Annotated in this window: 17 protein-coding genes; 4 read left to right on the forward strand and 13 right to left on the reverse strand. The window is 56.4% G+C overall.

Annotated features, from left to right (window positions below):
* Nucleotides 1-82: 82 nt before the first annotated feature.
* From BUE18_RS01065 to BUE18_RS01105, 9 genes are all read right to left on the reverse strand, one after another.
* Complete coding sequence (locus BUE18_RS01065) at nucleotides 83-1,717, reverse strand: AMP-binding protein (RefSeq protein WP_139264574.1); 1,635 nt, start codon at nucleotides 1,715-1,717, stop codon at nucleotides 83-85.
* A gap of 250 nt (nucleotides 1,718-1,967) precedes the next feature.
* The gene (locus BUE18_RS01070; protein WP_073472008.1) at nucleotides 1,968-2,717 is read right to left on the reverse strand and encodes a sulfotransferase family protein; all 750 of its coding nucleotides are present in this window, start codon (nucleotides 2,715-2,717) and stop codon (nucleotides 1,968-1,970) included.
* Complete coding sequence (locus BUE18_RS01075) at nucleotides 2,714-4,051, reverse strand: ABC transporter ATP-binding protein (protein ID WP_083610686.1); 1,338 nt, start codon at nucleotides 4,049-4,051, stop codon at nucleotides 2,714-2,716. The genes BUE18_RS01070 and BUE18_RS01075 overlap by 4 nt, the downstream gene beginning before the upstream one ends.
* Complete coding sequence (locus BUE18_RS01080) at nucleotides 4,041-5,084, reverse strand: glycosyltransferase family 4 protein (protein WP_073472009.1); 1,044 nt, start codon at nucleotides 5,082-5,084, stop codon at nucleotides 4,041-4,043. The genes BUE18_RS01075 and BUE18_RS01080 overlap by 11 nt, the downstream gene beginning before the upstream one ends.
* 23 nt (nucleotides 5,085-5,107) lie before the next feature.
* The gene (locus tag BUE18_RS01085) at nucleotides 5,108-6,805 is read right to left on the reverse strand and encodes a hypothetical protein (protein WP_073472011.1); all 1,698 of its coding nucleotides are present in this window, start codon (nucleotides 6,803-6,805) and stop codon (nucleotides 5,108-5,110) included.
* Nucleotides 6,806-6,911: 106 nt separating this feature from the next.
* Nucleotides 6,912-8,114, reverse strand: a complete 1,203-nt coding sequence (locus tag BUE18_RS01090) for a glycosyltransferase family 4 protein (protein WP_073472013.1) — start codon at nucleotides 8,112-8,114, stop codon at nucleotides 6,912-6,914.
* 12 nt (nucleotides 8,115-8,126) lie between these two features.
* A complete protein-coding gene (locus BUE18_RS01095) occupies nucleotides 8,127-9,233 on the reverse strand; it encodes an SPASM domain-containing protein (protein WP_073472015.1) in 1,107 nt (368 codons plus the stop codon).
* Complete coding sequence (locus BUE18_RS01100; protein ID WP_073472016.1) at nucleotides 9,230-11,404, reverse strand: glycosyltransferase; 2,175 nt, start codon at nucleotides 11,402-11,404, stop codon at nucleotides 9,230-9,232. Before BUE18_RS01100 ends, BUE18_RS01095 begins: the two co-directional genes overlap by 4 nt.
* A gap of 224 nt (nucleotides 11,405-11,628) precedes the next feature.
* On the reverse strand, nucleotides 11,629-12,651 hold the full coding sequence (locus BUE18_RS01105) for a TIGR00341 family protein (RefSeq protein WP_073472018.1): 1,023 nt from the start codon (nucleotides 12,649-12,651) through the stop codon (nucleotides 11,629-11,631).
* Between the two features lie 328 nt (nucleotides 12,652-12,979).
* Here BUE18_RS01105 and BUE18_RS01110 point away from each other — a divergent pair, with 328 nt between their 5' ends.
* Nucleotides 12,980-14,380 (forward strand): amidophosphoribosyltransferase, encoded by a 1,401-nt coding sequence (locus tag BUE18_RS01110; RefSeq protein WP_073472020.1) that lies wholly within the window; start codon nucleotides 12,980-12,982, stop codon nucleotides 14,378-14,380.
* Nucleotides 14,381-14,432: 52 nt separating this feature from the next.
* Nucleotides 14,433-17,633 carry a carbamoyl-phosphate synthase large subunit gene (carB, locus tag BUE18_RS01115; RefSeq protein ID WP_073472021.1) on the forward strand — a complete coding sequence of 1,067 codons (3,201 nt, stop codon included), beginning with the start codon at nucleotides 14,433-14,435 and terminating at the stop codon, nucleotides 17,631-17,633.
* A 70-nt stretch (nucleotides 17,634-17,703) separates the two neighbouring features.
* Here carB and BUE18_RS01120 read toward each other — a convergent pair whose 3' ends face one another.
* Nucleotides 17,704-18,723, reverse strand: coding sequence for a hypothetical protein (locus tag BUE18_RS01120; protein WP_073472023.1), 1,020 nt, complete (start codon nucleotides 18,721-18,723; stop codon nucleotides 17,704-17,706).
* Nucleotides 18,724-18,950: 227 nt separating this feature from the next.
* On the opposite strand from BUE18_RS01120, the gene BUE18_RS01125 reads away from it, so the two are divergent.
* Nucleotides 18,951-19,286 carry a hypothetical protein gene (locus BUE18_RS01125; protein ID WP_073472025.1) on the forward strand — a complete coding sequence of 112 codons (336 nt, stop codon included), beginning with the start codon at nucleotides 18,951-18,953 and terminating at the stop codon, nucleotides 19,284-19,286.
* Between the two features lie 404 nt (nucleotides 19,287-19,690).
* Here BUE18_RS01125 and BUE18_RS01135 read toward each other — a convergent pair whose 3' ends face one another.
* Entirely contained in the window at nucleotides 19,691-21,478 is a 1,788-nt protein-coding gene (locus BUE18_RS01135; RefSeq protein WP_083610688.1) for an ASKHA domain-containing protein, read from the reverse strand.
* Between the two features lie 274 nt (nucleotides 21,479-21,752).
* Here BUE18_RS01135 and BUE18_RS01145 point away from each other — a divergent pair, with 274 nt between their 5' ends.
* Nucleotides 21,753-21,944 carry a hypothetical protein gene (locus tag BUE18_RS01145; RefSeq protein WP_073472032.1) on the forward strand — a complete coding sequence of 64 codons (192 nt, stop codon included), beginning with the start codon at nucleotides 21,753-21,755 and terminating at the stop codon, nucleotides 21,942-21,944.
* A gap of 170 nt (nucleotides 21,945-22,114) precedes the next feature.
* On the opposite strand, the gene BUE18_RS01150 is transcribed toward BUE18_RS01145, so the two are convergent.
* Nucleotides 22,115-22,765 (reverse strand): cobalamin B12-binding domain-containing protein, encoded by a 651-nt coding sequence (locus BUE18_RS01150; RefSeq protein WP_073472034.1) that lies wholly within the window; start codon nucleotides 22,763-22,765, stop codon nucleotides 22,115-22,117.
* Nucleotides 22,766-22,838: 73 nt separating this feature from the next.
* Nucleotides 22,839-23,603, reverse strand: a complete 765-nt coding sequence (locus BUE18_RS01155; RefSeq protein ID WP_073472035.1) for a GntR family transcriptional regulator — start codon at nucleotides 23,601-23,603, stop codon at nucleotides 22,839-22,841.
* Between the last annotated feature and the right edge of the window lie 80 nt (nucleotides 23,604-23,683).

Consider the following 23,683-nt stretch of genomic DNA (forward strand, 5'->3'; position numbering starts at 1 on the left):
ATTGAACATTAGCCATGCGGCCGCACCCCGGTGGACTTTGGGATGCGGCCGCAGTGTTTTCAGTCAATCAAAATAATTCCGTTTATTCCTTGCCCCATTCCTGATTGCGGAGCTGGACCCGGCGGATCTTTCCGCTCACGGTCTTGGGCAGGACGTCCACAAACTCGATCTTCCGGGGATATTTGTAAGGCGCGGTCACGTTTTTCACGTGCTTTTGCAGCTCCTTGGCCAGTTCGTCGCTTGCGGTAAAGCCGTTTGCCAGGATGACGAATGCCTTGACCACCTCGCCCCTTGTTTCGTCCGGGCTGGAAACCACGGCGGACTCGGCCACGGCCGGGTGTTCGATAAGGGCGCTTTCCACTTCAAAGGGTCCGATGCGGTATCCCGAGGTCAGAATCACGTCGTCGGCGCGGCCCACGAACCAGAAGTAACCGTCTTCGTCCACATAAGCCCTGTCGCCGGTGAGGTAGTAATCGCCGCGATATACCGAAGCTGTGCGGTCGGGCTCCTTCCAGTATTCCTTAAACAGCCCCACGGGCCGGTTGGGCTTGACCTTGATGGCGATGTCGCCCTCGGTGTTGGGGGGCAGTTCGTTGCAATCCTCGTCAATGACCTTAAGCTCGATGCCCGGGGTGGGCTTGCCCATGGAGCCGAACCGGGGCTCAATGCAGGGAAAGCTGCCGGCCAGAAGCACGGTTTCGGTCTGGCCGTAACCGTCGCGGATCACGCAGCCGGTGGCTTTTTTCCAGACCTCGATGATTTCGGGATTCAAAGGCTCGCCCGCGCCCACGCAATGCCGGAGGGTGGGGAACTTGAACTGGCTGAGATCCTGAAGCACCAGCATGCGGTAAATGGTCGGCGCGCCGCACATGGTGGTGATGGGGTACTGGGCCAGAAGCTCCAGGGTTTTGATGGGGTCGAACCGGTCCGTATGATGGATGAACTGGGCCGCGCCCATGTTCCAGGGACCGAAATAGCTGCTCCAGGCGGCCTTTGCCCAGCCGGTGTCGCTCACGTTCCAGTGCATGTCCTCAGGCTTGAGGTCCAGCCAGTATTTGCCGGTCACCTGATGGCCGATGGGATAGGAAGCATGGGTGTGCAGGGCCATTTTGGGGAATCCCACGGTGCCCGAGGTGAAGTAGACCAGGCAGTTGTCGCTGCTTTTGGTTTTGGCGGTTTCAAACCGGTCGGACGCGGCTTCCACGGCTTCCGTGTAAAAGGTCCAGTCTTCCCTGGGTTCGGTGATGATGATTTTGGATGTGACCGTGGGGCATTCGCCGGCGACCTTATCGAATTTTTCCGCCAGCTCCGGATTGGTGATGATGCAGGAGGCTTCCGCTTTGTTGGCCCGAAACTGGAGGTCCTTGGAGGTCAACTGGGTGGTGCCGGGGGCCAGCAGGGCGCCCATGCGGATGCACGCGGTGAAGACTTCCCACCACTCGATGTTCCGGGGCAGGACCACCATTACAACGTCTCCCTGGCCCACGCCCAGGCTTGAAAGCAGGTTGGCCAGCTTTTTGGAGGCGGCGCTCAGTTGAGCGAAGGTCTTTCGAACCTCGTTTCCGTCGTCGTCCACCCATAACATGGCGAGTTTATCCGGGTCTTGAGCCCACTTGTCGATGACGTCTCCGGCGAAGTTAAAATACTCGGGGACTTCCCATGTAAACTCGTCGTACTCTTTTTGATAATCGGTCATGTTCGGTGTTGCACCCATCATTGAAAATCCTCCTGCAGAACCTTTGGCCGTATAGAGGGACCAATCCTCAGGGCCGTTTAGTAATTGGTTTTTTTGTGCACTGGCTGGCAGCGGCTAGTTTGTTTGAGGAAACGCAAAAATTAAATGGTGACTGGACTCGTGAAACTGATTTGAAACGACTGGCGGGAGGCGATTCCCCGCGGCTGGATTTCTATAGCAAATGAGTTGACCTCAAGTCTACCCCTTAAATGCGTTTTTTGGCGGACAGTTTCTATTTGAGGCGCAGGGCCTTCTTTCTCAAAAGCTCATAGGTTTCTTCCACCTGAACGGGCAGCCTGTATTTCCCTCTGGAATGACTATGGATCAGATCCGGCATGATGGAGCGAGCCGCGTTCGCAATCGCTTTTTCATCCACGCAAATTTCCAGGGCGGAAGCCAATTTTTCGATCTGAACTGCCGGGGCGCTGCACAGTTCTTCAAAGAGGACGATGACGTGCGGCGTTTCTCCCAAATGATGCATCACCTGCTGATAGTGCAACTCCCACAAGGCGCAGCATTTTTCCCGGGAATACCCGTTGCGCCGGGCCAGAGACCCAATGGCGTCCACGGGATTACGCACCATCACTATCGCTCTACACTCAACTTTTAAAGCGGACAGGGCGTTTTTCCACAGCGGCAATAGCAGGCAGGCCCTGGGGTCTTTAAAAGCCCAGAGGGGGCGGCCGGTAAAGACGTCCTCAACTTTGGCGATCAACTCCCGCTCCAGGTTTGGGGCCTGGGGCAGGGCGCCCCAATCGGGCGTGGGGGAGGGATCGTCCCAGGTTCTGCCCATGGACTGCAAGGCCTTGTCGTGGAATTCCATCAAGTCCCACCGCTCCCAGAAACCGGCGAGATTGTCCAGGGCCGGCCCCATGAGGTCTTCCTCCCGGCCCAGATAGGCGCCTAGCAGATTGACGATCCGGGCGGTCATGGAGGTTCCGCAGCGGTGCATGCCCAATATGGCGACGGCCCTGGATTTCATGGTTTTTGAACCCGTTTCACGCTGACCCGTTCGCCGTCATTCAGGTGAACGCCGAAATCCATGATCCCTGTGGCCAACAGTCCGGGGAGCGGCGTGACCCGGAACATGACGGCGTCCACTATGCGATGCAGATATACGGAGTTTTCGTCTCCCACGCTTTGGACGCCGGCGTTGATAAAATACACATTGGGCGTAAGCTGGCACTTGAACGCGAAGCGCAGGCGTAGCAGGGCGCCCTTTTCCACAAACTCCAGCGCGTCGCCCGCGCCATGGGAGACGGCGCCGCCCGCCTCCAGCCCGCTTTGCGTCTTGACCATCATGCCGAAGCGGACGTTTTTGGCGTCCTGGTCGAACCGCACGTCATAGGTGTAAAAATAGTCCCTGCCTATAACCAGGTTGCCCACGGGCCTGCCGTCCCGGCCGATAATCCGCGGGTTGAGAATGCACGCGCCGTTGGGCTCATACACCCGGGGCTGATGAAAGCCGGCCAGTTCCTCCACCAGACGGTCGCCCTGGGCGGGAACCTGGGGTTCCGCGCAGTCGGCAATCCGGTCCAGGATGGTTTTCTGGTTTTCAAAGGACGAATTGGCAAACCGTTCGTATTCGCCCACAACAAAAGACGGCGCACCTTTCAGGATGATTTTCCCCCGCTCCATCCACAGTGCCGTATGGCATAACTCCACAATGTTTTGCAGGGAATGGGAAACCAGGATGACCGTGCCGCCGTTGCGGCGGATCCGGTTGATCCGGGCGAAGCATTTCCTGCGGAAGGATTCGTCTCCCACGGCCAGGGTTTCGTCCACCACAAGGACGTCGGGATCGGCGTGGATTGCCACGGCGAAGGCCAGCCTGACGTACATGCCGCTGGAATAGGTTTTCACCGGCCTGTGGATGAACTCCCCGATGCCGGCGAAGTCCAGGATGGCCGGCATTTTTTCGGCCATCTCCTCCCGGGAGTAACCCATGAACGCGCCGTTTATATAGGCGTTTTCCAGACCCGTGAACTCAGGGTCGAACCCCGCTCCCAGATCCAGGAGGGTGGAAACCCTGCCCCGCACCCGAACCTCTCCCTGAGTCGGCGTCATAATGCCGCAAATGATTTTTAGCAGGGTGGTCTTGCCTGAGCCGTTTCTGCCTACAATGCCCAGAGTTTCGCCTTTGGAGACGTCAAAACTCACGTTGTCCAGGGAGCGGAATTTTTCACCCGGTCTCAAGGGGGCTGGGACGAAACGGCGCAGAAATCCCGCCTTTTCAGGTCCGGACACCCTGAAATCCTTGCTAATCCCCTGTACGGAAACCGCAGGGGCCATATTTTTCGAGGCGTTATCGGGCATAGAGGCCTTTATAGATTGTCATGACTGACCGGGCGATGTTTTTCCAATCAAATTCCAGGGCCCTTTTCCGGGCGGATTCAGCCATGGCGGCCAATAAATCCGGGCTGTCCTTAAAATCCATTAGCGCGGTCAGGGCCTGTCCGGGGTCGGAAGGCGGAACAAAAACGCCGCAGGATGAGTCCATATAATCCCCCATGCCGCCCACGTCCGTTGCCGCCGCGGGCAGGCCGCAGGCCATGCCTTCCAACAACGTGTTGCTTGCCGTAAAATCCGTGACCGGCATGAGCAAAACGCTCGCGGATTGATACAGGCTGCGCAAGCGGGCATCCGGGACGCTGTGAAAAATTTTTACGTTTGGCGCCCCGTCAAAGTCCTTTATCCGGTCCTTTGGCAGAACCAGGTGAAAGCAAAGTCCTGACCGGCGCCTGCCGGCTTCCCGGATGACTTCCGCCAACAGGGAAAAGTCCCTTAGCCAGCTTCCTACGGCCAGCACGATGAATTTTTCCTCCACAGGCTTGGGAGCAGGCGTGAAAAAATCCGCATCCACGCCGTGGGGGATTACATGAACCTTATCCTCCCCGGCGACATCCTTCAGATAATCCCCCTGGCTGCGGCAGCACGCCAGCACGGCGTCCGCTCTTCTGAGGGCCCTGGGATCGGGAAAAACCCTCTCAAAGACTTGAGGCGGCTGGTGCAGGCTGACAACGATCCTGGCGCCTTTCCGCCGGGGAAAACGCCCCGCCCATCGAAAGTCGTTTTCTCCGTACAGCCAGTGGTAAACGCCTCCGGCAAGGGTCATGGAGCCCATTGCCTGCAGTTCCTGTGCAAGCTGCCGGGGCCTCCAATACCAGGAGTAGGGGGGGGAATCCAGGCTGGCCTTGACGGCGCTGGAAGGCGTTCTTTTTAGAATGGACGTCAATGCACGATGAATTGCAGGGGATAAAGGCCTGGAGCGGACGCGGCGGGCAAGCTGATCGTAGCCCGAGCGCCCGGCATGGTGTTGAATGCGCTCCCCAATGGTGACCACCCTCACGGTCCGTCCCCCCTCCATAATCGTTAACGCAGGCCGCGCCCGGTCATTATACGGTAAAGCGCCTTTTTTTCAAGGCTTTGTATGGAGGCCTTTCCCTCAGGCTTGACTTGCAGCCCCTCCAGGGCCTCCCAGCCGGGCCGATGCTCCGCGGATTCCAGCCGGACCAATCCGTCTGCGTTCAATTCCAACGCAATGACCTCGCCTTGTTTGACGGCCCGGGTTTCCCGGCCCTCTCCTGGAATTAGCAGGGTCCATGACTCTCCTCCCGGATCGGGTGCAATGCCCGCAATGATTTTTTCATTTAAAATAAACAGGGACGGGGGGGAGGTCCAGTCTTTGGGAAATTGAAACATTTGCTCCAGCACCAGCCGCACGGACCAAGCATTGGGAATCACAAAGTCCGACGTCGTCCTTATGTTTTCCTTGATAAAAATGGTGGTCCCGTCTTCCAGATCCGGGCAAAGCTGCAGGACTTCCCCCCATAATTTTCGCTGAAATTCTGAGCCGTTAACAAAATCCTTTTGCACGGCCAGAGAAAAGCCCAGCAGTAAAGCCAGATAAACTGCGACGGCCGCGGCCGCTGCAAGTTTAAGCCTGAACATGCCGGCTGTTTCCAGAATCATCCAAACCAGCCCGGTTATGACAATGGATGCGCCGAAGGTTGCAGCCAGGTGCACACAGGTGTCGCGTCCTCCCAGGCTTGTAGGCGGCCAGCGGGTGAAGGTTAGCACGTACGCCAGGCACAGGGCGAGAGCCCCGGCTATTAACAGCCTGCCGCCCGGCGCAAGCCCCCGCGGGATTTTGAGGCTGCCTTGCATTTTCAACCCGTGTTTTTCCGACAGGGCCGAAAAGGACAGGCTTTTCAGTTCCAAAGGCAAAGGAAGCCGCCAAAGCGCCCATCCCAAACCTCCGGCAAAGATCAGTCCGGAGGCCGCCATAAAGGCGTTTGCATGGCTCAGGGCGTAGCCGGGCCGGAGGATAAAGGCTTTTAGCACGGTCAGCGGCCCGATAACCATGGAGGCCGGAACATGGCCTGCAAGCAGCCAGGGACTGTTGCTGACAAGCTCCAGCATCCTGTGCTCGTGCATGGAGGCTCTCAGCAAAGCGTGCCCCGTCATAAGAAGCGCTACGACGGCCGCTGTGGTTGCAAGCTCCTTGAGGGTTTTGCGGTTCCAGGGCGATTTTAGCAAAGGCGCGGCGACAAAGGGGACGATGGCGGTTTCGTAGCAGATCAGGGTTCCCGCGATTAATAGGTAGGAAATCCGTTTTTTGCCGCTTAAATAGGAGTAGACGGCGGCCAGCAAAAACATGAGCGAGGCCTGAAGCGCCATGTTATGCGTCAGCATGGCGTGGGTCGTATCCGCCGGAAACAGGCAAAACGCGCATGCGCCCGCCAAAGCCGGGCCGGGCGGCGCCATTTTTAAGGCGATGACGTAAAACAGCGCGGCGTTGCCTGCGATGAACAGGAATCCGAAAAAATACACCCAGGGCAGCCCGCCCATGTGCATTCCAAGGCCGGTAAGCACGGGCATGAGCGAAAAATGCAGGGGGCGCCCCTGAGGCCAGGCTTCCCACGCCCACTTCAGGAGATAGTATATTTCGTCCCACTCGCCGTTCAGGCTCCTGCCCACATGGGAGTAATCGTCTTCAAATAATAGAAAGTCCCGAACCCAGAAGAAATGCGCAACCCAGGCGGTGAGCGCCAGCGCAAAAACAATCAACGAAGTTCGTTTATCGGGAATCCCAAGACGCATTGAATTTTTATAAGAAGACTATGTAAGAATATTGAATAAGGGAACCTACAGATCCGGTCCCGCCAGGGAAAGATTACCTGTCGAACAAAAGCTGATCCAAAATGTGTCCGACCTTTTTACTAAGTATTTTCCAATCAAACTTCGTCGAGACGTAATCGTAGCCTTTTCTCCGCATCAGGCCTCGTAATTCCGGCTTTTTCAGCGTGTCCCAAATGGCCGTTGCAAAGTTATCCAGTTCGGAGATGACCACATGCTTTTCATTTTCCACGTCCAGGCCGCGGCATCCAAAGGGGGTGGAAACCGTGGGAATGCCCGCCGCCATGTAATCCAGCATTTTAATGTTTACGCCGGAGCCTTTGGACATGGGATTTACCGCCAGGTCCGCCGCCCTCCAGTAATGCTCCAGGTAATCGTCGGTCAGGATGCCTGCAAAGCTCACGTTGTCCGGCGCCTGGCTGTCGGAAAAAGCATTGGTGACCGTGCCAACAATGACAAACTGGCAGGCGGTCAGTTTGGGCGCCAGACGGTTGACGATGAAATCCACGGCCTGGATGTTGGGCTTGTAATAGGCGCCTACAAATAAAACGACCGGCTGCCTGGCGTAGCCAAGCTCTTCTCTGGCGGCCACCCGTTCTTTAAGGGACGGCAGGGGGGGGATGTCCGTCCCGTTTTCCACAATGGATATTTTACCCGGGTCCAGCTTGTATATGTCCACAAAAGCCTGTTTGTCTTCCTCGGAGCAGGCCAGGATGACTTTGGCCCGGCGGCAGAGGTCGCCTTCCAGGGCCTTGGTTTTGTGCGTCAGAATGGGCTTGAAAAGATTGCCTTCGGCCAGGGACCGCATCAACGTGTATTCGCAGTTGTGGGCGTCGTATATTACCGGAGAGTCGGTTCTGAATTTCAGGGTGTTCCAGGACCAGGGATGGCTGCAGACTATTGCGTCGGCCGGCTGGCTTTCCAGGGCGTCCACGTAATGCTTGGCGTTATCGATGAAAAAATAGGTGTATGGATCGAAATTAAGGTTTTTAAACAGCCGCTCGTAAATCGGGAGCCAGTACTTGTAATAGGATTCGGGCATGGAAAAGCGCTTTTCAAAGAAATCCTCGCTGGCTTCAATGCCCTTGACCAGTTCGTATTGGCCCGTATCCACGCCCACATAGATAATGTCGTACTTGTGGGTCAGGTTGGAAAACAGTCCCCAGATCCTTTTGGGCCCGCCCCACATGGGAGGATAAAGGGGGGCTGTGTCGCTTATGAGTATTTTCTTTCGGATCATGGCGTCTGTTGGTTACACGTTTCCAAAAGCAACGGCGGTCTTGCCGCCCGCCGCTTTTTTTGCCTGCGGCTTGATAATTTCCAGCCTGTCCAAAAGTTCCTGGTCTTTGTCAGGGCCGTCGAAAAAATTTTCCCGATTTCGAATGATTCCGCGAATTTTTTGAAAATAAACCGAATCCACTTTAAGGCGTTCGCCCAACCGGACGAAATCCGTCATTTCTTCCAAATTGCTGCGCATGACCGTGAAGTTAATAAAAAGCTGGGGAATCTTCCCCTGTGCTCTAAGATCGGACAGAAACTCCAGATTAGCGACGATGTCGTCCCATTTTCCCGGGGGCCTGACCTTTTCATAAGTATCCTTGGCGGCAGCATCAACCGATACATTAACATAACGGAACGCATTATGCTTGATTTTTTTCCACATTTTTGAATTAAAAAGCAGACCGTTCGTGAAAAGTGCAATTTCGGGCCTGACTCTTTTGTCCTTTGAAAACAAAATCTTACGTGTGTCAGGCCGAAAAAGGGGGTCTCCTGCGCCGCACAACCCAAGCACCTTGAGGTCCGGAAGCCCGTTCACAACGTCCCCGGAGATCCTTTCCAGGACGGCCATGTTTTCGCCTTCCATGATTTCCCGCTGCTTCTCCACGGCGCAATCAAAGGGCGCGTCGTTTCTGTTTTCAGTGTAAATATTGCGAAAGGGGCCGCACATGGGGCACTTCAGGTTGCAAGCCTCCAGGTTGGACATGAGCACATAGGTGGGCGAAGCGCTCATGCGCGTGCGCCCCGCCTGAATATCCTTGATATGCCGCTCAGTCAGGACAAAGAGTTTTTTCCCGGCGCCGTCCGTGGTCAGTTCCTTCCAACCCTCGCTAACCAGTGTGGGGCAGACGCCGGGCCGGCAGACGTCCTCCCATTCCCCGGCCAGCATTTTCCGTCTGATGTATTGGGCCGCATCGCTGTTCCAGATTTCCGTCAGGCTTTGGTTCTGCACATTGCCGATATACGGAGCCTTGGCCCATTCCACGCAGCAAAAGCTGACCTCGCCTCCGGGCTGAAGCTCCATGGTGGTGAAAGGGCGGATGCATCGCACACGGTTGTTTTTGAAGCCTGGTCCCGTCATGCGTTTTGTAAAGCCTCCTCAGTGACATGGCAGCTAAGGATTCGGCATGTCCGGGTGCAGGCGGCGATTTGCTTCCTGCGCTTTTCGGCTTCCGAAGATTTCCAGATGCGTTCCGGCGCGTCGTGGAGGATGTTGCCCACAGGCGGCAGGTTCCAGCACAGCAGCACGTCTCCGTTATTTTTGATGATGAAGTTCTTCTCTCCCGAAAGGCATTGAAACCTGCGGCAAAAATCCCGGGGATCGGCGAAGTAGCGCTTCACGGCCTCCAACTGGGCCGGGCTGTTGTCTATGGGGGCGCCGCGGAGCTTCATGGCCCGCAGTTTGTCCATGGACCGGTTTAAAGCGTCCAGATCCTTGATCCAATAGGGATTGGAGGCGAACCACTGTGGATCGTATTTATTATGGAAATTCTGGTCCAAAGCCTGAAAGCTGATAAAGTCCGCGCCGCCCTTATACACGAACTCGGCCAGGGCAGGCAGTTCCTCCACATTGGGCGCCATGACAATGGTGGCCGCGCCTATGGAGAATTCCTTGTCCCTGTATCGCCTAAGCTCCTGCAAATGCTTTAAGGCCTTTATCGCTTTGGCGAAGGTTCCGGCCTTCCCGCGCATCCGGTCGTGCACTTCCGGGTGCAGGCTGTCCAGGGAAATGTGAATGGAGTCCAGGCCCGAATCCAGCAGCTTGCGCGCTCTGGCCTTGGTGATAAGCGCGCCGTTGGACAGCAAAATCGTTTCAACGCCCATGGCCGAAGCGTAGGCCGTGAGTTCGTCATTGTCCGGCCTCAGGAGGGGCTCGCCCCCGGCGATGTCCAGACGGTACGGCCCCAGCCAGTGAAAAACCTTGTCGATTGCCTTACGCCATTGCTCGGCGGGAAGCTCCTCTTCCCTTTCCTGAGACCAGATGCCGCACATACGGCATTTCAACTGGCAGTTGTTCGTAAACTTCATGGAGACGATCCGGGGCAGGGCAGGGGAGGGCGGGGGAGCGTTTCTGGTTCGGGGCAGGGCGGCTTTGACGCGGTCCGCAGCCTTTTGCACCGGCTTTAAGACGCACCGGTACGACAAAGACTCCCGCAGAAGCCGCAACTCCTCTTCCCTTTGGATGACCAAATCCCGGAGCCGGTCGATCTCCGCGTATAACCGGGATTCCACGTCCTGCAAGTCCAGCCGGGCGCGCTCCTTTTGCAACTCCAACTCCCTGGCCGCCTCCTTTTGATGGAGCATGGCTTTTCGGACCAGGGCGTCCTTTTGCGGGTCCAGCGCCTGGGCGAGTTTGATAAAAACATCGTCCAGGATTCGCCCGGCCTTTTCAGGGGGATGCTCGGCCAACAACTTGCCGCAGGCCTTGGAGGCGGCCGGGATAAAAGCCCGTTGCTTTTCGGGATCGGGCTGCAAGAAAAAACCCCGGCCGGTCAGATTTTCCGCCAGTTTTTCCGGCCAGTGTTTGGCGATGAGAAGCAGGCGATTGGACTCAATCAAAAGCCTGGCCTGGCTTTCGCCGGCTATTGAGCCATGGAAAAGGTGGCGCACCCGGCTTTGAGGCTGGCAGGCCAGAGACCATCCATGGTCCCGGCATCGCACGCCAAAATCCACATCTTCCACAAACATGTTAAAGTCTTCATCCAAAAGTCCTGCTTGGTCCAGGCATTCCCGGCGGTACATGGCGCACGCCCCGCACAGGCTGTCCGCCTCCATGAGAGCGTCCCCATACTGGCCCAGGTCCGGCTCCCCCATCCCGCGGTCCGTCCAGTAAAAATCAGGGCTTTTTATGTGGCCCAAACTTTGGATCATGCCGTCAAAATAAAGCAGCTTGGGCTGCACTCCCCCCAATCGAGGATTTTGCTCCATGGCCTCAGCCAGAGGCCGCAGCCAGCCGGGATCCATTTTCACGTCATTATTGAGCAGGATCACGTAATCGCCGGAGGAGTGCTTTATCCCTGCGTTATTGGCGGCCGCATAGTTGTTGGGCTGATGATCCAGGACCTTAACGTTCGGGAAGTTCTTTTTCAGGAATTCCTGAGAGCCGTCCGTGGAGCCGTTATCCACGCAAATGACTTCCAGGGCTTCTTTGGGCCAGTCCGTTTGCGCCAGGGAGGTAAAGCAGTCTTCAAGGAATTTGAGGCCGTTATAATTGACCACGATAATGCTTACTTGGGGCGTATTGTTTTTCATAGGGCGTTATCGAAGCTGCTTTTCGGGCGTAAACTGCGGGGGGAAAGGCTTAATAACGGGCGGCGCCCGGCGCGGCGAATCCTTGCGTCCTCCCGCCCCCCTCCGGAAGAGGCCTCAAGCCGCCAAAGTCTGCGCATCATTAATTATTAGGAATTTTTATATTTCCTAAACGGTTGAGTGTCAAGGCGTATAAGGGCCTTCCGAACGCCTCCCGATTATCCGCATCACCGGGACTGAACCAAAAAAAAGGCTAATACGCACAAAAGAAGTATCCAGAATTCCACGGCGTACCGGGAATACTTTTTTGCCAGATCCGCCTCCCAGAATGTGTTGGGACGCACGCCCTGGGCGGCGAATGTGATCACCCCCGCCAAGTTGACGCAAATGGTGTTTGCCCCGAACAAAAGGAACGCGCCCAAGGCCTGGGGCGTATGCCCCGAGCCCAGCAGCATGCCGCAGACCGCCAGGGGCGGCAGCAAGGCCACCGCCACCATCACGCCGATCAACGCAGACGAGGTTCCCTGATTAAAGGACAATGCGCCGGCCACTCCGGCGGCCAGGGCCAGAACCAGGTCGATAAAATCCACGGTGGTGCGTGAGGCGATTTCCCGCCCGGCGTCATCGACGTGAAGGCTAAGCCCCAGGCCGATGCTCAAAACAAAGGCCAAAGCCACTCCGGCCATGAGGGTTTTGATCGCCCGCTTGGCCAGATCGGGGTCTCCCAGGGTCGCCGCCAAAGCCAGGGACACATTAGGCCCCAATAGCGGCGCAATGACCATGGCGCCGATCACCACGGCCACGTTGTCCCGCAACAGCCCGATGGCCGCCACAAAGGATGACAGCAGCACCATGATCAAATAATTCCAAGTCAGGGCGGACACGTCCCGGGCGTCCGTATACAACTCCTGGCGATGCACCCGGCCCCGGTTTTTCTTGGCGGCAGAGGCTTTGCCCTCCTCCGCGCCGTTTCCATTCCCGGTTGCGCCGCCCGGTTTTTTGATTTCCCTGGGAAAGGCCGCCTCCACGGGCAGAATCACCATTTGAAACCGGCCGTACGATGCAAACCGCCTTTCCATGACGTCCAGCAAGGATTCCGTGGACTCCGAACTCACCAGCACATTGGCGACAAACAGGCCGTCCGGGGCGTTCTCCAGCCAAAACCGTTTGATTCCCTGGTCCTCCAAAAGGTTTTTGGCGGCCTGCTCTTCCTGTTCAGGAATGACGATGCGTATGAGGCGTAGAGCCATATTTTCTCCAGGTCTTCCCCTTTTTTTATCAACAAGGCGGGCGGCGGCGCCCGGCGGTCTCTTTTGCGCCGCCTTGCATGAATCCTGTCAGGACCGATTGTCATGATTCGGATGCTATGTTTAGCCGATTTTAGCCGCCGGTCAACAAAAAAAGGGGGAAAGGGCCCCGGGGCTGATTTTTCAAGGATCGGGGAAAGGGCGCCCGGGCGTTTGTTTGGGATCTTCTCTTGCCATTTGTCCGCAAATTCTATATTAGCAAAATCAAATATTAACCGTAATATTTCATTTCTACTACATAACTGAGATCGCAAGCAGGGGGAAAGGTTTTATGGGAGGGTTGTTCGGCTGCTGTTCAAAAGATGAATGCGTAAGCGAAGTGTTTTACGGAACGGATTATCATTCCCATTTGGGGACCCGGCGGGGCGGCATGGCTTTTATGGACGGCGCGGACGTGCACCGCTCCATTCACAATATTGAAAGCGATTACTTCCGCTCCAAGTTTGAGCCGAATCTGGACAAGTTCTCCGGCGACAAAGGCATTGGAGTGATTTCGGACACAGATCCCCAGCCTCTGGTGGTCAATTCCCATTTGGGCCCTTTCGCCATCGCCACGGTAGGCCGCATTGTCAACATGGAGCAGTTGATCGAGCAGGCCTTTGCCTCGCGCAATTTTTTTACGGAGTCAAAAATCGGCGGCGCCAGCCCCACGGAATTGGTGGCCATGCTGATCTGTCAGGAAGACAGTTTTGAGGCGGGAATCCGGAAGGTCCAGGCTTCTGTGCAAGGCTCCTGCTCCATCCTGCTTCTGACGCCTCAGGGATTGTGGGCGGCCAGGGACAAGCTGGGGCGCACGCCCCTGGTGATCGGAAAGAAAGCCGGCGCCTATGCAGTCGCCTCGGAAAGCAGCTCCTTTCCAAACCTGGGCTTTGAGCTGGATTATTTCATCGGGCCTGGAGAGGCCGTGTTTATCGGCCCGGAAGGCTGGGAGCAAAAGCTGCCGCCGGGCGACAAGATGCAGGTTTGCTCCTTTTTATGGGTTTATTACGGATATCCCGCTTCGTCCTACGAAAATATCAATGTGGAGGCCGTGCGATACAAATGCGGCGCCGCCTTGGCGAAAAACGACGACGTAAGGCCCGATTACGCGGCCGGCATTCCCGACTCCGGCATCGGCCACGCCCTGGGCTACGCCAATGAAAAGCGCATCCCCTACCAAAGGCCTTTCGTCAAATACACCCCCACATGGCCCCGCTCTTTTATGCCTCAAAATCAAAAGGTCAGGGACCTTGTGGCTCAGATGAAGCTCATTCCGGTGGCGGAGCTCATCAAAGGGAAAGCCCCCTTGTTTTGCGACGACTCCGTGGTGCGGGGAACCCAGCTTAAAGGTATCATCCAGGGCATTTTCAGGGCCGGCGCCCGGGAGGTGCACATGCGCCTGGCCTGCCCCTGCCTTATCTTTCCCTGTGACTTTCTTAATTTTTCCACGTCCCAGTCCTCCATGGATCTTATTGGAAGAAGGGCGGTCATGGCCATGGACGGAAGCCTGGATAAGGTTCACGACTACGCCGTCTCCGGCAGAGGAAAAAAGCAGGCCCTCAATGAATGGATCGGCGGGGAGATCGGCCTGAACTCCCTCAAATACCAGAGGCTCGAGGATCTGGTGGAGGCCATCGGCCTGCCCAAATCCCGTCTTTGCACCCATTGCTGGGACGGCTCCAGTTATTTTTAATAATGCGATTTCAAATTCAAATATACTAATCCAAAGAAAAAGGGAGGCTCGTATGCCCAAACGGGATGACGTAAACAAGGTTCTCATTATCGGATCAGGCCCCATTATCATCGGCCAGGCCTGTGAGTTCGACTACTCAGGAACGCAGGCCTGCAAAGCCCTGCGGCAGGTGGGATACGAAATCGTCCTGGTCAATTCCAACCCGGCCACCATCATGACGGATCCGGGAATGGCGGACGCCACCTACATCGAGCCGTTGAACGTGGAAAGTCTGACTCGCATTATAGAAAAAGAGCGTCCGGACGCGCTTCTGCCCAATTTGGGCGGGCAGTCGGGCCTGAATCTTTCGTCCGAACTGGCGCAGCAGGGCGTCCTGAAAAAATACGGCGTAAAGATTATCGGCGTGCAGGAAGGCGCCATCAAGCGCGGCGAGGACCGGGACGAATTCAAAGCCGCCATGAATAAGCTGGGCATTGAGATGCCCAGGAACACCGTGGTCACCACCGTGGAGGACGCGCAAAAGGCGGCCGCCGAGTTAGGCTTCCCTGTAGTGGTCCGGCCCGCCTACACCATGGGCGGCACCGGCGGAGGCATGGTTTTCAATCGGGAGGAGCTGGAGGTCATCGCGGCCCGCGGGTTGTCCGCCAGCCGGGTGGGCCAGGTGCTTATTGAAGAGTCCGTCCTGGGCTGGGAGGAATTGGAGCTGGAAGTGGTGCGCGACGCCAAGAATCAGCGCATCACGGTCTGCTTTATCGAAAACGTGGACGCCATGGGCGTGCACACGGGCGACTCCTACTGCACCGCCCCCATGCTCACCATATCCCAGGAGCTTCAGGACCGTTTGCAGAAATACTCCTACGACATCGTGGAGGCCATCGAGGTCATTGGCGGAACCAACGTGCAGTTCGCCCACGATCCCGAAACCGGCCGGGTAGTGGTCATTGAAATCAACCCCCGGACCTCCCGCAGTTCGGCCCTGGCGTCCAAGGCCACGGGCTTTCCCATCGCCTATGTTTCAAGCCTCCTGGCCGCCGGCCTGACCTTGGACGAAATTCCCTATTGGCGGGACGGAACTTTGGAAAAATACACGCCTTCCGGGGATTACGTGGTGGTGAAATTCGCCCGCTGGGGCTTTGAAAAATTCCCCGACGCCCAGGATCAGTTGGGCACCCAGATGCGGGCCGTGGGCGAGGTTATGTCCATCGGCAAGAATTACAAGGAGGCCCTGCTCAAAGCGATCCGCTCCCTGGAAACCGGGCGCTACGGCCTGGGATTCGCCAAGGACTTCAACGGCGCCTCCCTGGAAAAGCTCATGGATATGCTGGCCCAGCCTACTTCGGAGCGTCAGTTCATCATGTACGAGGCTTTGCGCAAGGGCGCTTCCGTGGAGGACCTGCATAAAAAGACCTTTATCAAGGCCTGGTTTATCGAACAGATGAAGGAACTGGTGGAGCTGGAGGAGGAAATTCTCAAGTACAAGGGCCGGAGCCTGCCGGACGAACTGTTTTTGCAGGCCAAGAAAGACGGCTTTGCGGACAAGTATCTGGCCCAGCTGCTTGAGCTTGACGAGGCGGCAATCCGCGAAAAGCGCCTGGGACTCGGCCTGGCCGAGGCCTGGGAGCCGGTGCCCGTCTCGGGCGTGGAAGACGCGGCCTATTATTTTTCCACCTACAACGCCCCGGACAAGGTGGACTCGGCTCCCGGCCGGAAAATCATGGTCCTGGGCGGCGGCCCCAACCGCATTGGCCAGGGCATCGAATTCGACTATTGCTGCGTGCATGCGGCCTTTGCATTGCGGGACGAAGGATTGTCGTCCATCATGGTCAACTGCAACCCGGAAACCGTTTCCACGGATTACGATACGGCCGACCGCCTGTATTTCGAGCCTTTGACCTTGGAGGACGTGCTTTCCATTTACGAGAAGGAAAAACCCGAAGGCCTGATCGTTCAATTCGGAGGCCAAACTCCGTTGAATATCGCCGGAGAACTGGCAAAGGCGGGCGTTCCCATTTTGGGGACCCAGCCGGAATCCATTGACCTCGCCGAAGACAGGGACCGCTTCGCCTCCATGATGGCCGGGCTGAACATACCCATGCCCGAGGCCGGCATGGCGAGCAACCTGGACGATGCGCTTCAGGTCGCCTCCAAAATCGGCTATCCCCTCATGGTCCGGCCCTCCTATGTATTGGGCGGCCGGGGCATGGAAGTGGTGCACGATGAGGAAATGCTCAAACACTACGTGGCCAAGGCCGTGGGCGTCACGCCTGAACGGCCTATCCTCATTGACAAGTTTTTGCCCCACGCCATCGAGGCGGAGGCCGACGCCCTGTCCGACGGCGAGGACGTTTTCGTGCCGGCCGTCATGGAGCATATCGAGTTGGCCGGCATTCATTCCGGGGATTCCGCTTGCGTGATCCCTCCCATCAGCATTCCGGCCAAGCATCTGGAGACCATCAAGGAGTACACGAAGAAGATCGCCAAGGCTCTCAAGGTGGTGGGGCTCATGAACATCCAATACGCCATTTGCGAGGACAGGGTGTACGTCCTGGAGGCCAACCCCAGGGCTTCGCGGACCGTGCCCATCGTCTCCAAGGTGTGCAACGTGTCCATGGCCAGGCTGGCCACCCGCCTTATGCTGGGGCAAAAACTGTCGGACCTGAATCTGACGGAGAAGACCGTGCCCCATTTTGGGGTTAAGGAGTCGGTCTTTCCCTTTAACATGTTTCCGGAGGTGGATCCGGTCCTGGGGCCGGAAATGCGTTCCACCGGCGAGGTGCTGGGCATCGCCGATTCTTTTGGCAGGGCGTTTTACAAAGCCCAGGAGTCCACGGGAACGGCCCTGCCAACGTCCGGAAACGTCCTTTTAACCGTCACCGACGACAACAAATCCGAAGCCCTGGAAGCTGCAAAAAGGCTGAAAAGCATGGGATTCGGCATTTGGGCCACCAGAGGAACTTGCAATTATTTTAAGGAAAACGGCCTGGAAGCCAAATTGATCAACAAAATGCACGAGGGACGGCCCAATATCGCGGACGCCATAAAGAACGGTGAAATCCAATTGGTGATCAACACCCCGAGCAACCGGCTGAGCCAGTACGACGATTCCTATATCAGAAAGACGGCCATTAAATTCAAGACGCCGTACATCACCACCACGGCGGCGGCCATCGCAGCGGTCCGGGGAATTGCGGCCCACATTGAGGATCAGACGGAAGTCAAGCCTCTTCAACAATACCATCAGGACATTTGCTGATCTTTTGCACAAACCAGGGAAGGGGGGGGCTTTCCGCCCTTTCCCTCGTTTGTGATTTTTGACGAGGCTGTTAATCGTCGTACATTTTGATGTTTGGATAGAATTTTTTTGCGCATTCCGGGCAGACCCCATGGCTCAGTTCGACCTCGGAATGCTCCAAAAGGTAGGCCTCCAGACGATTCCAATAGCCTTGGTCGTCCCGGATGCTTTTGCAGTGGGCGCATATAGGCAGAAAGCCTCGGAGCGTTTTCACTTCGGAAAGGGCCTGCTGCAACTCCTCGATCAACTTGTCCCTTTCGGCCTCGGCTATTTTTCTTCTTTCAATTTCCTGCTGGGCCGCGCCCAACTCCACCTCGATTTCCGCCACCTGCTTGAGAATGGCCAGGACCGGCCGGTTTTCAATGGAGATGCCCTTTTTTTGGTTTTGCCAGTACAGATATCCGTATAAAAAGGGCAGGGCGAATAAAGATATAATAAATCTGCTGATTAGCGTGCCTTGAAGAATTCCGGTGTAATGGGGCGTTCCCGCAAAAGCGCCCGTGGAAAACAGGATGACGTCCAGCCACATGACTCCCAGCAAGGTGGTGTAGGCCCTAAGCCCGAGCTTTAACCCAAATCCGGGACGCCCAAGATACTCCCAGGCAATGCCTAAAAAAATCAGGTCTATCAAAGTGGTTATGACCGAGGCCGTATTTATCCTCAAACTGGGCAAGGGGATGTACGCCAGATGGGGCTTTCCGATCAACGCCATCTGGACGTGCAGAGCCACGGCGATTAACGGAACAAGAATGGAAACCCCGGCCACCGTGGAAATGGCGATGCGCGTTGCGCGGGGGCCGTCAAAAACATAGACGACAAAAACCCCCAACAAAAGCGAGGTGTAAAAAACCGTGGACCCGATAACAAAGGTGACTCCCCCAACCTGAACGCTTAAACCCGCGTCCGTAACCCAGGACATGATGGCGGTTATCCCTCCGATGATAGCGTAAAAATGCACAGGTCCGAATCGGTGGCGCAGGGAATGCGCCCATAGAACCAGAAAATACACCACCATGGCTTCCGCTATTAAAATAAGTGCTTCGTTTCCCATTAATCTCTGCTTTCTTCCAAGAACAAACGGCCAAGTTCCTTTTTATGCAATGACTATGCCGGATAGCAAGCCGCCTAAAGAGCGCCTTTTTGCTTTGTTGCTTGCTTTTCAAATCCTCCTTGCCATCTATTCGATAATGATTATTTTTTACTTACCTGGGCCGGGATTTTAACCTTTATGCGCCCTGTCTGTTCTTATACAAGATAAAGGGCCGGGAGGAAAATCCCATGAAAAACGAATTGCAGGAAGTCATCAAGAGCATCGGCGAGGAGTATGCGTCGGCCATCAGCCAGGATTCCACCTATTTGCTGGAAGTGGACCTGGCCGGAAAGGCCGAGAAACTGGGCTACGGCAAGGTCCGGGATAAATACCGGGGGGCGACGGCCTTTGCGCCCTTGAAAGATTCGGCGCCGGGCATGAAAGTCATGTTTGACGGGCGGGGATTCTCGCGCCACGCTCAGTTTGATTCCGGGATGATCGTCCCGGAGCATATCGCCAAGGAAGCGGGCTTGCCGCACAAGGCGTATATTCCTCATGAAAGCATGATTCGCATAATCGGATAGTTCCCATTGATATAGAGGGGACGAGGCATTTTAAAATGGGCGCGGCGGCCTTGGGCTTCCCGCCCATTTTTTTTGTTTGTAAGCCAAGAAGGGGGTCGCCCATCCCCGAAAACGGGGATGGGCGTCCTGGATGGAGAGAGGAGATCAGACTTTTCGCTTTTGGGGGCAGGGTTTGGGGACCCTGTGCGAAAAGTTCGTTCTGCCGGCCATGTAAAACAAGCGCAGGCCAAAAGTGTGAACGAAAGGGGGGGGATTGCGTTCTTTCGTCTTTGGCCTGCTATGTTTATTACGGCCTTGTATCTAGTCCTGCTGACAATGCAAGAACCAATACCGCCCGGCTAATCGCGGGCCGGGCCTTTTGCGCGCCCATTGAAATTGGCGTTTTTCGCGGGCGCGCAAAATCTTTATTCTGCAAACGCTTTGTTTTGGCCTCTATAAAGTCTGCAAGCAGCTTGATTATGGTCTTGCAGATGGTTGAGGCCGTGCGCCGCCGAGTTTCCAAAAGCATAAGGAAGCGCCGGGCTTGAACCCGCGTTTCCGGATTTCGCCCCGTGGCTTTGGGGGGGTGGAAAACGCAGGGACAAAGCGAAACGCCGGTTAAAGCCCGGATGCTTCTTTATGTTCAAGTGCTTAGCGGAGGAGGCGATGCGATCCGCCCGAAGCCTGTACTGCAATGATCCCAGCATCATACCGGCTCCGGCGCCTGCAGCGGCGCCCGCCCAAATTGGTCTTGCGCGGGGAAAATTGGGCGTTAAGCCGATTTCCGCAGCACTGGAAAGGTGTATATCGCTGCCGTAAGCTCCGGCCAGGAACACATGCTCAATGGATTCGGGGGCGGCTCCCGCCGCTTCCAAGAGGCATTCAATCCCGGTGCGAACAGCGCTTTTTGCAATCTGAATCTGCCTGACGTCTTTCTGGGTCAGCACGATATCCCGGCCGGACCCGCTTTGAGACCTGGGAACCAGGACGAACTCCAAGCCCTCTTCTCCCTGGCGCACGCCGCCGGCTTTTCTTTTAAGGCGGCCCATTTCATCCATGACTCCCAAGCGAAGCAGGGCGGCCGCTGCGTCCAATGCGCCGGACCCGCACAATCCGATGGGTTTGACGTTGCCGATTGTTTTTATAATCAGGCTATTGCCGGATAGAAAAACCCTTTCAACGGCGCCTTGCGCGGCCAACATGCCGTCTTTAATGCCGGCGCCTTCCAGAGCCGGGCCGGGCGGGCACGAAATGGTGTACAACCGATCACGCTGCGGCAGGTACAGGGCGGCTTCCGCGTCCACGCCCATGCTCAGGGCGAGGGCGGGCTTATCGGACCGATCCAGCCCCAAAGCCATGATCAGGGCGGTCAGGTCGGCGCCTGCCGATCCTCCCGGGGTGGGAGGCAGGAACGCCTTGGCCTGAGGCGAAACGTCCAACTCCAGGTCTTGGGCGGGCAGGATCACGGCCGGACTCGCAACCGAGCGGCCGGTTTCCGCTAAAAGACCGGGAAGGGGAAGCTCCCGCAACAACCGAATCATCCCAGGAGCGCCCACAAGGCAAATGCGCTTGATGTCCAAACGGGAGGCGCCGGCCTTGACGGCCGCGCCCTCGGCCAGAGCGTTAACTCCGGCGCGCAAAAAGCGGGACAGCATTTTAGCCCCTTGGGGATTGGAGGCCGCTTCGTTCAATTTTCCGGCGGCGTCCTCGCCAAAAGCAGCCGAAGGATTGATCATTCCCGCGTCAGCCAATTTTTCGCCCGTTTTCAAATCATACAAGCAGCCGCTGATCTGCGCGGCGCCCAAGTCCACTGCCAAGCCCAGACACGTCCCGTCTTCAGCAACGGGGTCGAAATCCTCCGGACGGACCAAAGGCGCCTTGGGGGGCTTCAACTCCCGGGGGCGGAGGGGCAATATCGAGGAGGCAGGAACGTAAACCCGCACGTCTCCCTGGACAATGCACTGGCAGGCCAGGCGAATGCCGGCGTCCAACTCATGCTGCGCCAGCAGGGACCGCTCCGCGTCAGTGATCCCGGACAGCCCCGGCCCGTTTGCCACGACCTTGCAAAGCCCGCAAGACCCGGTCTCGCAGTCAGACGCCAGGGCGACTCCGGCCTCCACCAGGGATTCATGCAAACCGGCGCCGTAAAAGGCGCAGGTTCGCAACCCCATGGGCTGGATTTCTATTTGGCATTCGGAGGCTATTTGGTTCATGACTCTGCCGGACCTGTCCGTTTTAAAAAATGTTCACAGGCCGGCTCTTTTCAGGATTCCCCCAAAAAAAAGGCCGTTTTCACCTGCTTATATAAAGTTCCGGACTCCCCTTTTTCCGGCGGGATCTTGGCGGAAGAGGGCCTGAAAGGCCTCACGCCGGAAAAAGGGAGCCGGTGGTTTTGCAAATGCGGCAGGTTGGTTAAGTAGGACGTACGCTTAGGGGATACACGACGTTTTATTTTCGGAACCATCCGGATGCAGCTTGGAGGACGGCATGGCATTTGGTTTCCGCCGCAATGCAAAATTGGCGTCTTCGTTTTTAAAGAGCTTGGGCAGCGCGTATTGGCTGCCTCTTGTTCGGATGGAGCGCCGGTCTTTTCTCTTTTTTAGATCCGTCGCCTTTTCCATCCTGGCTTTGAAGTTTGAAATGCCCCTTTCGGGTTTTTCTTCGTTCAAAGCGGTCTAATTATATAGTTCTATAGGGAAGTTTGTCAAAGAAAAAATTCCGGCGCCCAATTTTTTTTTGTTTCTGCTTCTATATCAAATGGTTAAATTGCTGGAATTCCGGCGTTGAAAGGCGGGATCGAGGGGTTTTCAACTGGATTTTTCATTCTCAGAGATCCAGGAGGACAACAATCAGGCCTTCACGGCGTCCTGGCAAAACCGGACCCCGGCCATGGCGTCCTGGGTCCAAAAGTCCGCTCCCACCATGTCGGCGAAAATTTGGTCCGCGATGCCGCCTCCTATTATAAAAAGCGGAATAGAGGCCCCTTGCGGGACTTCGGATCGGATCAGGGAGATGGTTTCCTTCATGGCGTCGATAACGCTGGTCAACAGGGCGGAAATTCCGACGATTTGGGGTTTATGTTCAATAAAACTTTCCAGGAAGGCCTGGGGCGAAACGTCCACGCCCAGATCAATGACGTGGAACCCGTAGCATTGGAGCAGGGTGATGAAGAGGTCTTTGCCCAGGTCGTGGATGTCGCCCTGGGCCGTGCCGATCAGCACGGTCACGGCGCTTTTTCCCGAATGGATTTCCCGGATGTGAGGGGCCGTGAGGTTGACTACGTCCTTGAGTATCTCGGCGGCGATGATGAGCCCCGAGATGAAGTATTCCTTTTTTTCGTATAAAAGGCCCACGCCCTCCATGCCTTTTTGGCATTCGTTGAGGATTTCCATGGGATCGTCCCCTCGCTCCAGACGGGCGACCACCTGGTCGTGGACCTCTTGCTCTTTCAGAGCGGTTACCAGTTCGGGAAGGGATTGGTTTAATATGTTGTTCGGCATGATTTGGACCTCGTTGAGAATCGTTGCTGCGCCAGGCTGTTCCAGCCTTCGGGACGGGCGCTCATCCTTGCTGTTACCACGGCCCTACGGCCGCCCTGAACTGGACGCGTTCGCTATGGCAGACAAACCAACCCCAGCTTACGGGCTGGTCTGCAAAATCAAAAAACAAATGCTCCAGGCGGATGGCCGGCGACCCTGTGGGCAGCCGGAACCATCCGGCTTCCTGATCGCTGAGCTGGGTTGCGTTGATGGCGACCTGGCCTTTTTTCAAGCCGCTTTGATTCAAACCGGTGAACAGCCCTTTTAAAGAGGTGACCTCCATTTCATCCTCCACAATGGGCCTTTTGGGATCGCACACCAACTGCTCCTGATGATACAAAACAGGGTCTTTATCCAGATAGATCAGCCTGCGGATGTAAATAATCCTGTCTCCGGGCTCAATGGCCAGATGGGCCGCCGCTTCCGGCGAGGCCTTCACGGCGTTCAGCTCCAGCAAGCGCACGCTGGCCCCGTCCTCTTTCAGGATGTCCACAAACTCCGTCAGGGAGAAATTAACCGAACTCAAGGCAATGGGCTTGACAAAGGTGCCCTTGCCCTGGGTCGTATCCACCATCCCCTGGTCAATGAGCAGGTTGATGGACCTGCGGACGGTCATGGGGCTGATGTTGTATTTCTTGCAAAGCTGCGCCTCCGAAGGCAGGCGGCTCCCCGGGGGGAACTGGCCCGAGGCTATCTGGCTTTTTAAAAGGTTGACGAGTTGAACGTAGGCGGGTTCGTATGAGTTTCTGTCTATGCTGCCTTTTAGGTTAAAGGCTTCTTTGCGTTGGTTCCTTGGCATAATGGTTGCCTATATAACATCATAAGATTCCTTGTCCATGGAAAAGTATGGAAGAGAACCTTTGGCGCCGATAAACGTTA

Source organism: Desulfatibacillum alkenivorans DSM 16219, from assembly GCF_900142135.1.
Taxonomy (GTDB): Bacteria; Desulfobacterota; Desulfobacteria; order Desulfobacterales; family Desulfatibacillaceae; genus Desulfatibacillum; species Desulfatibacillum alkenivorans.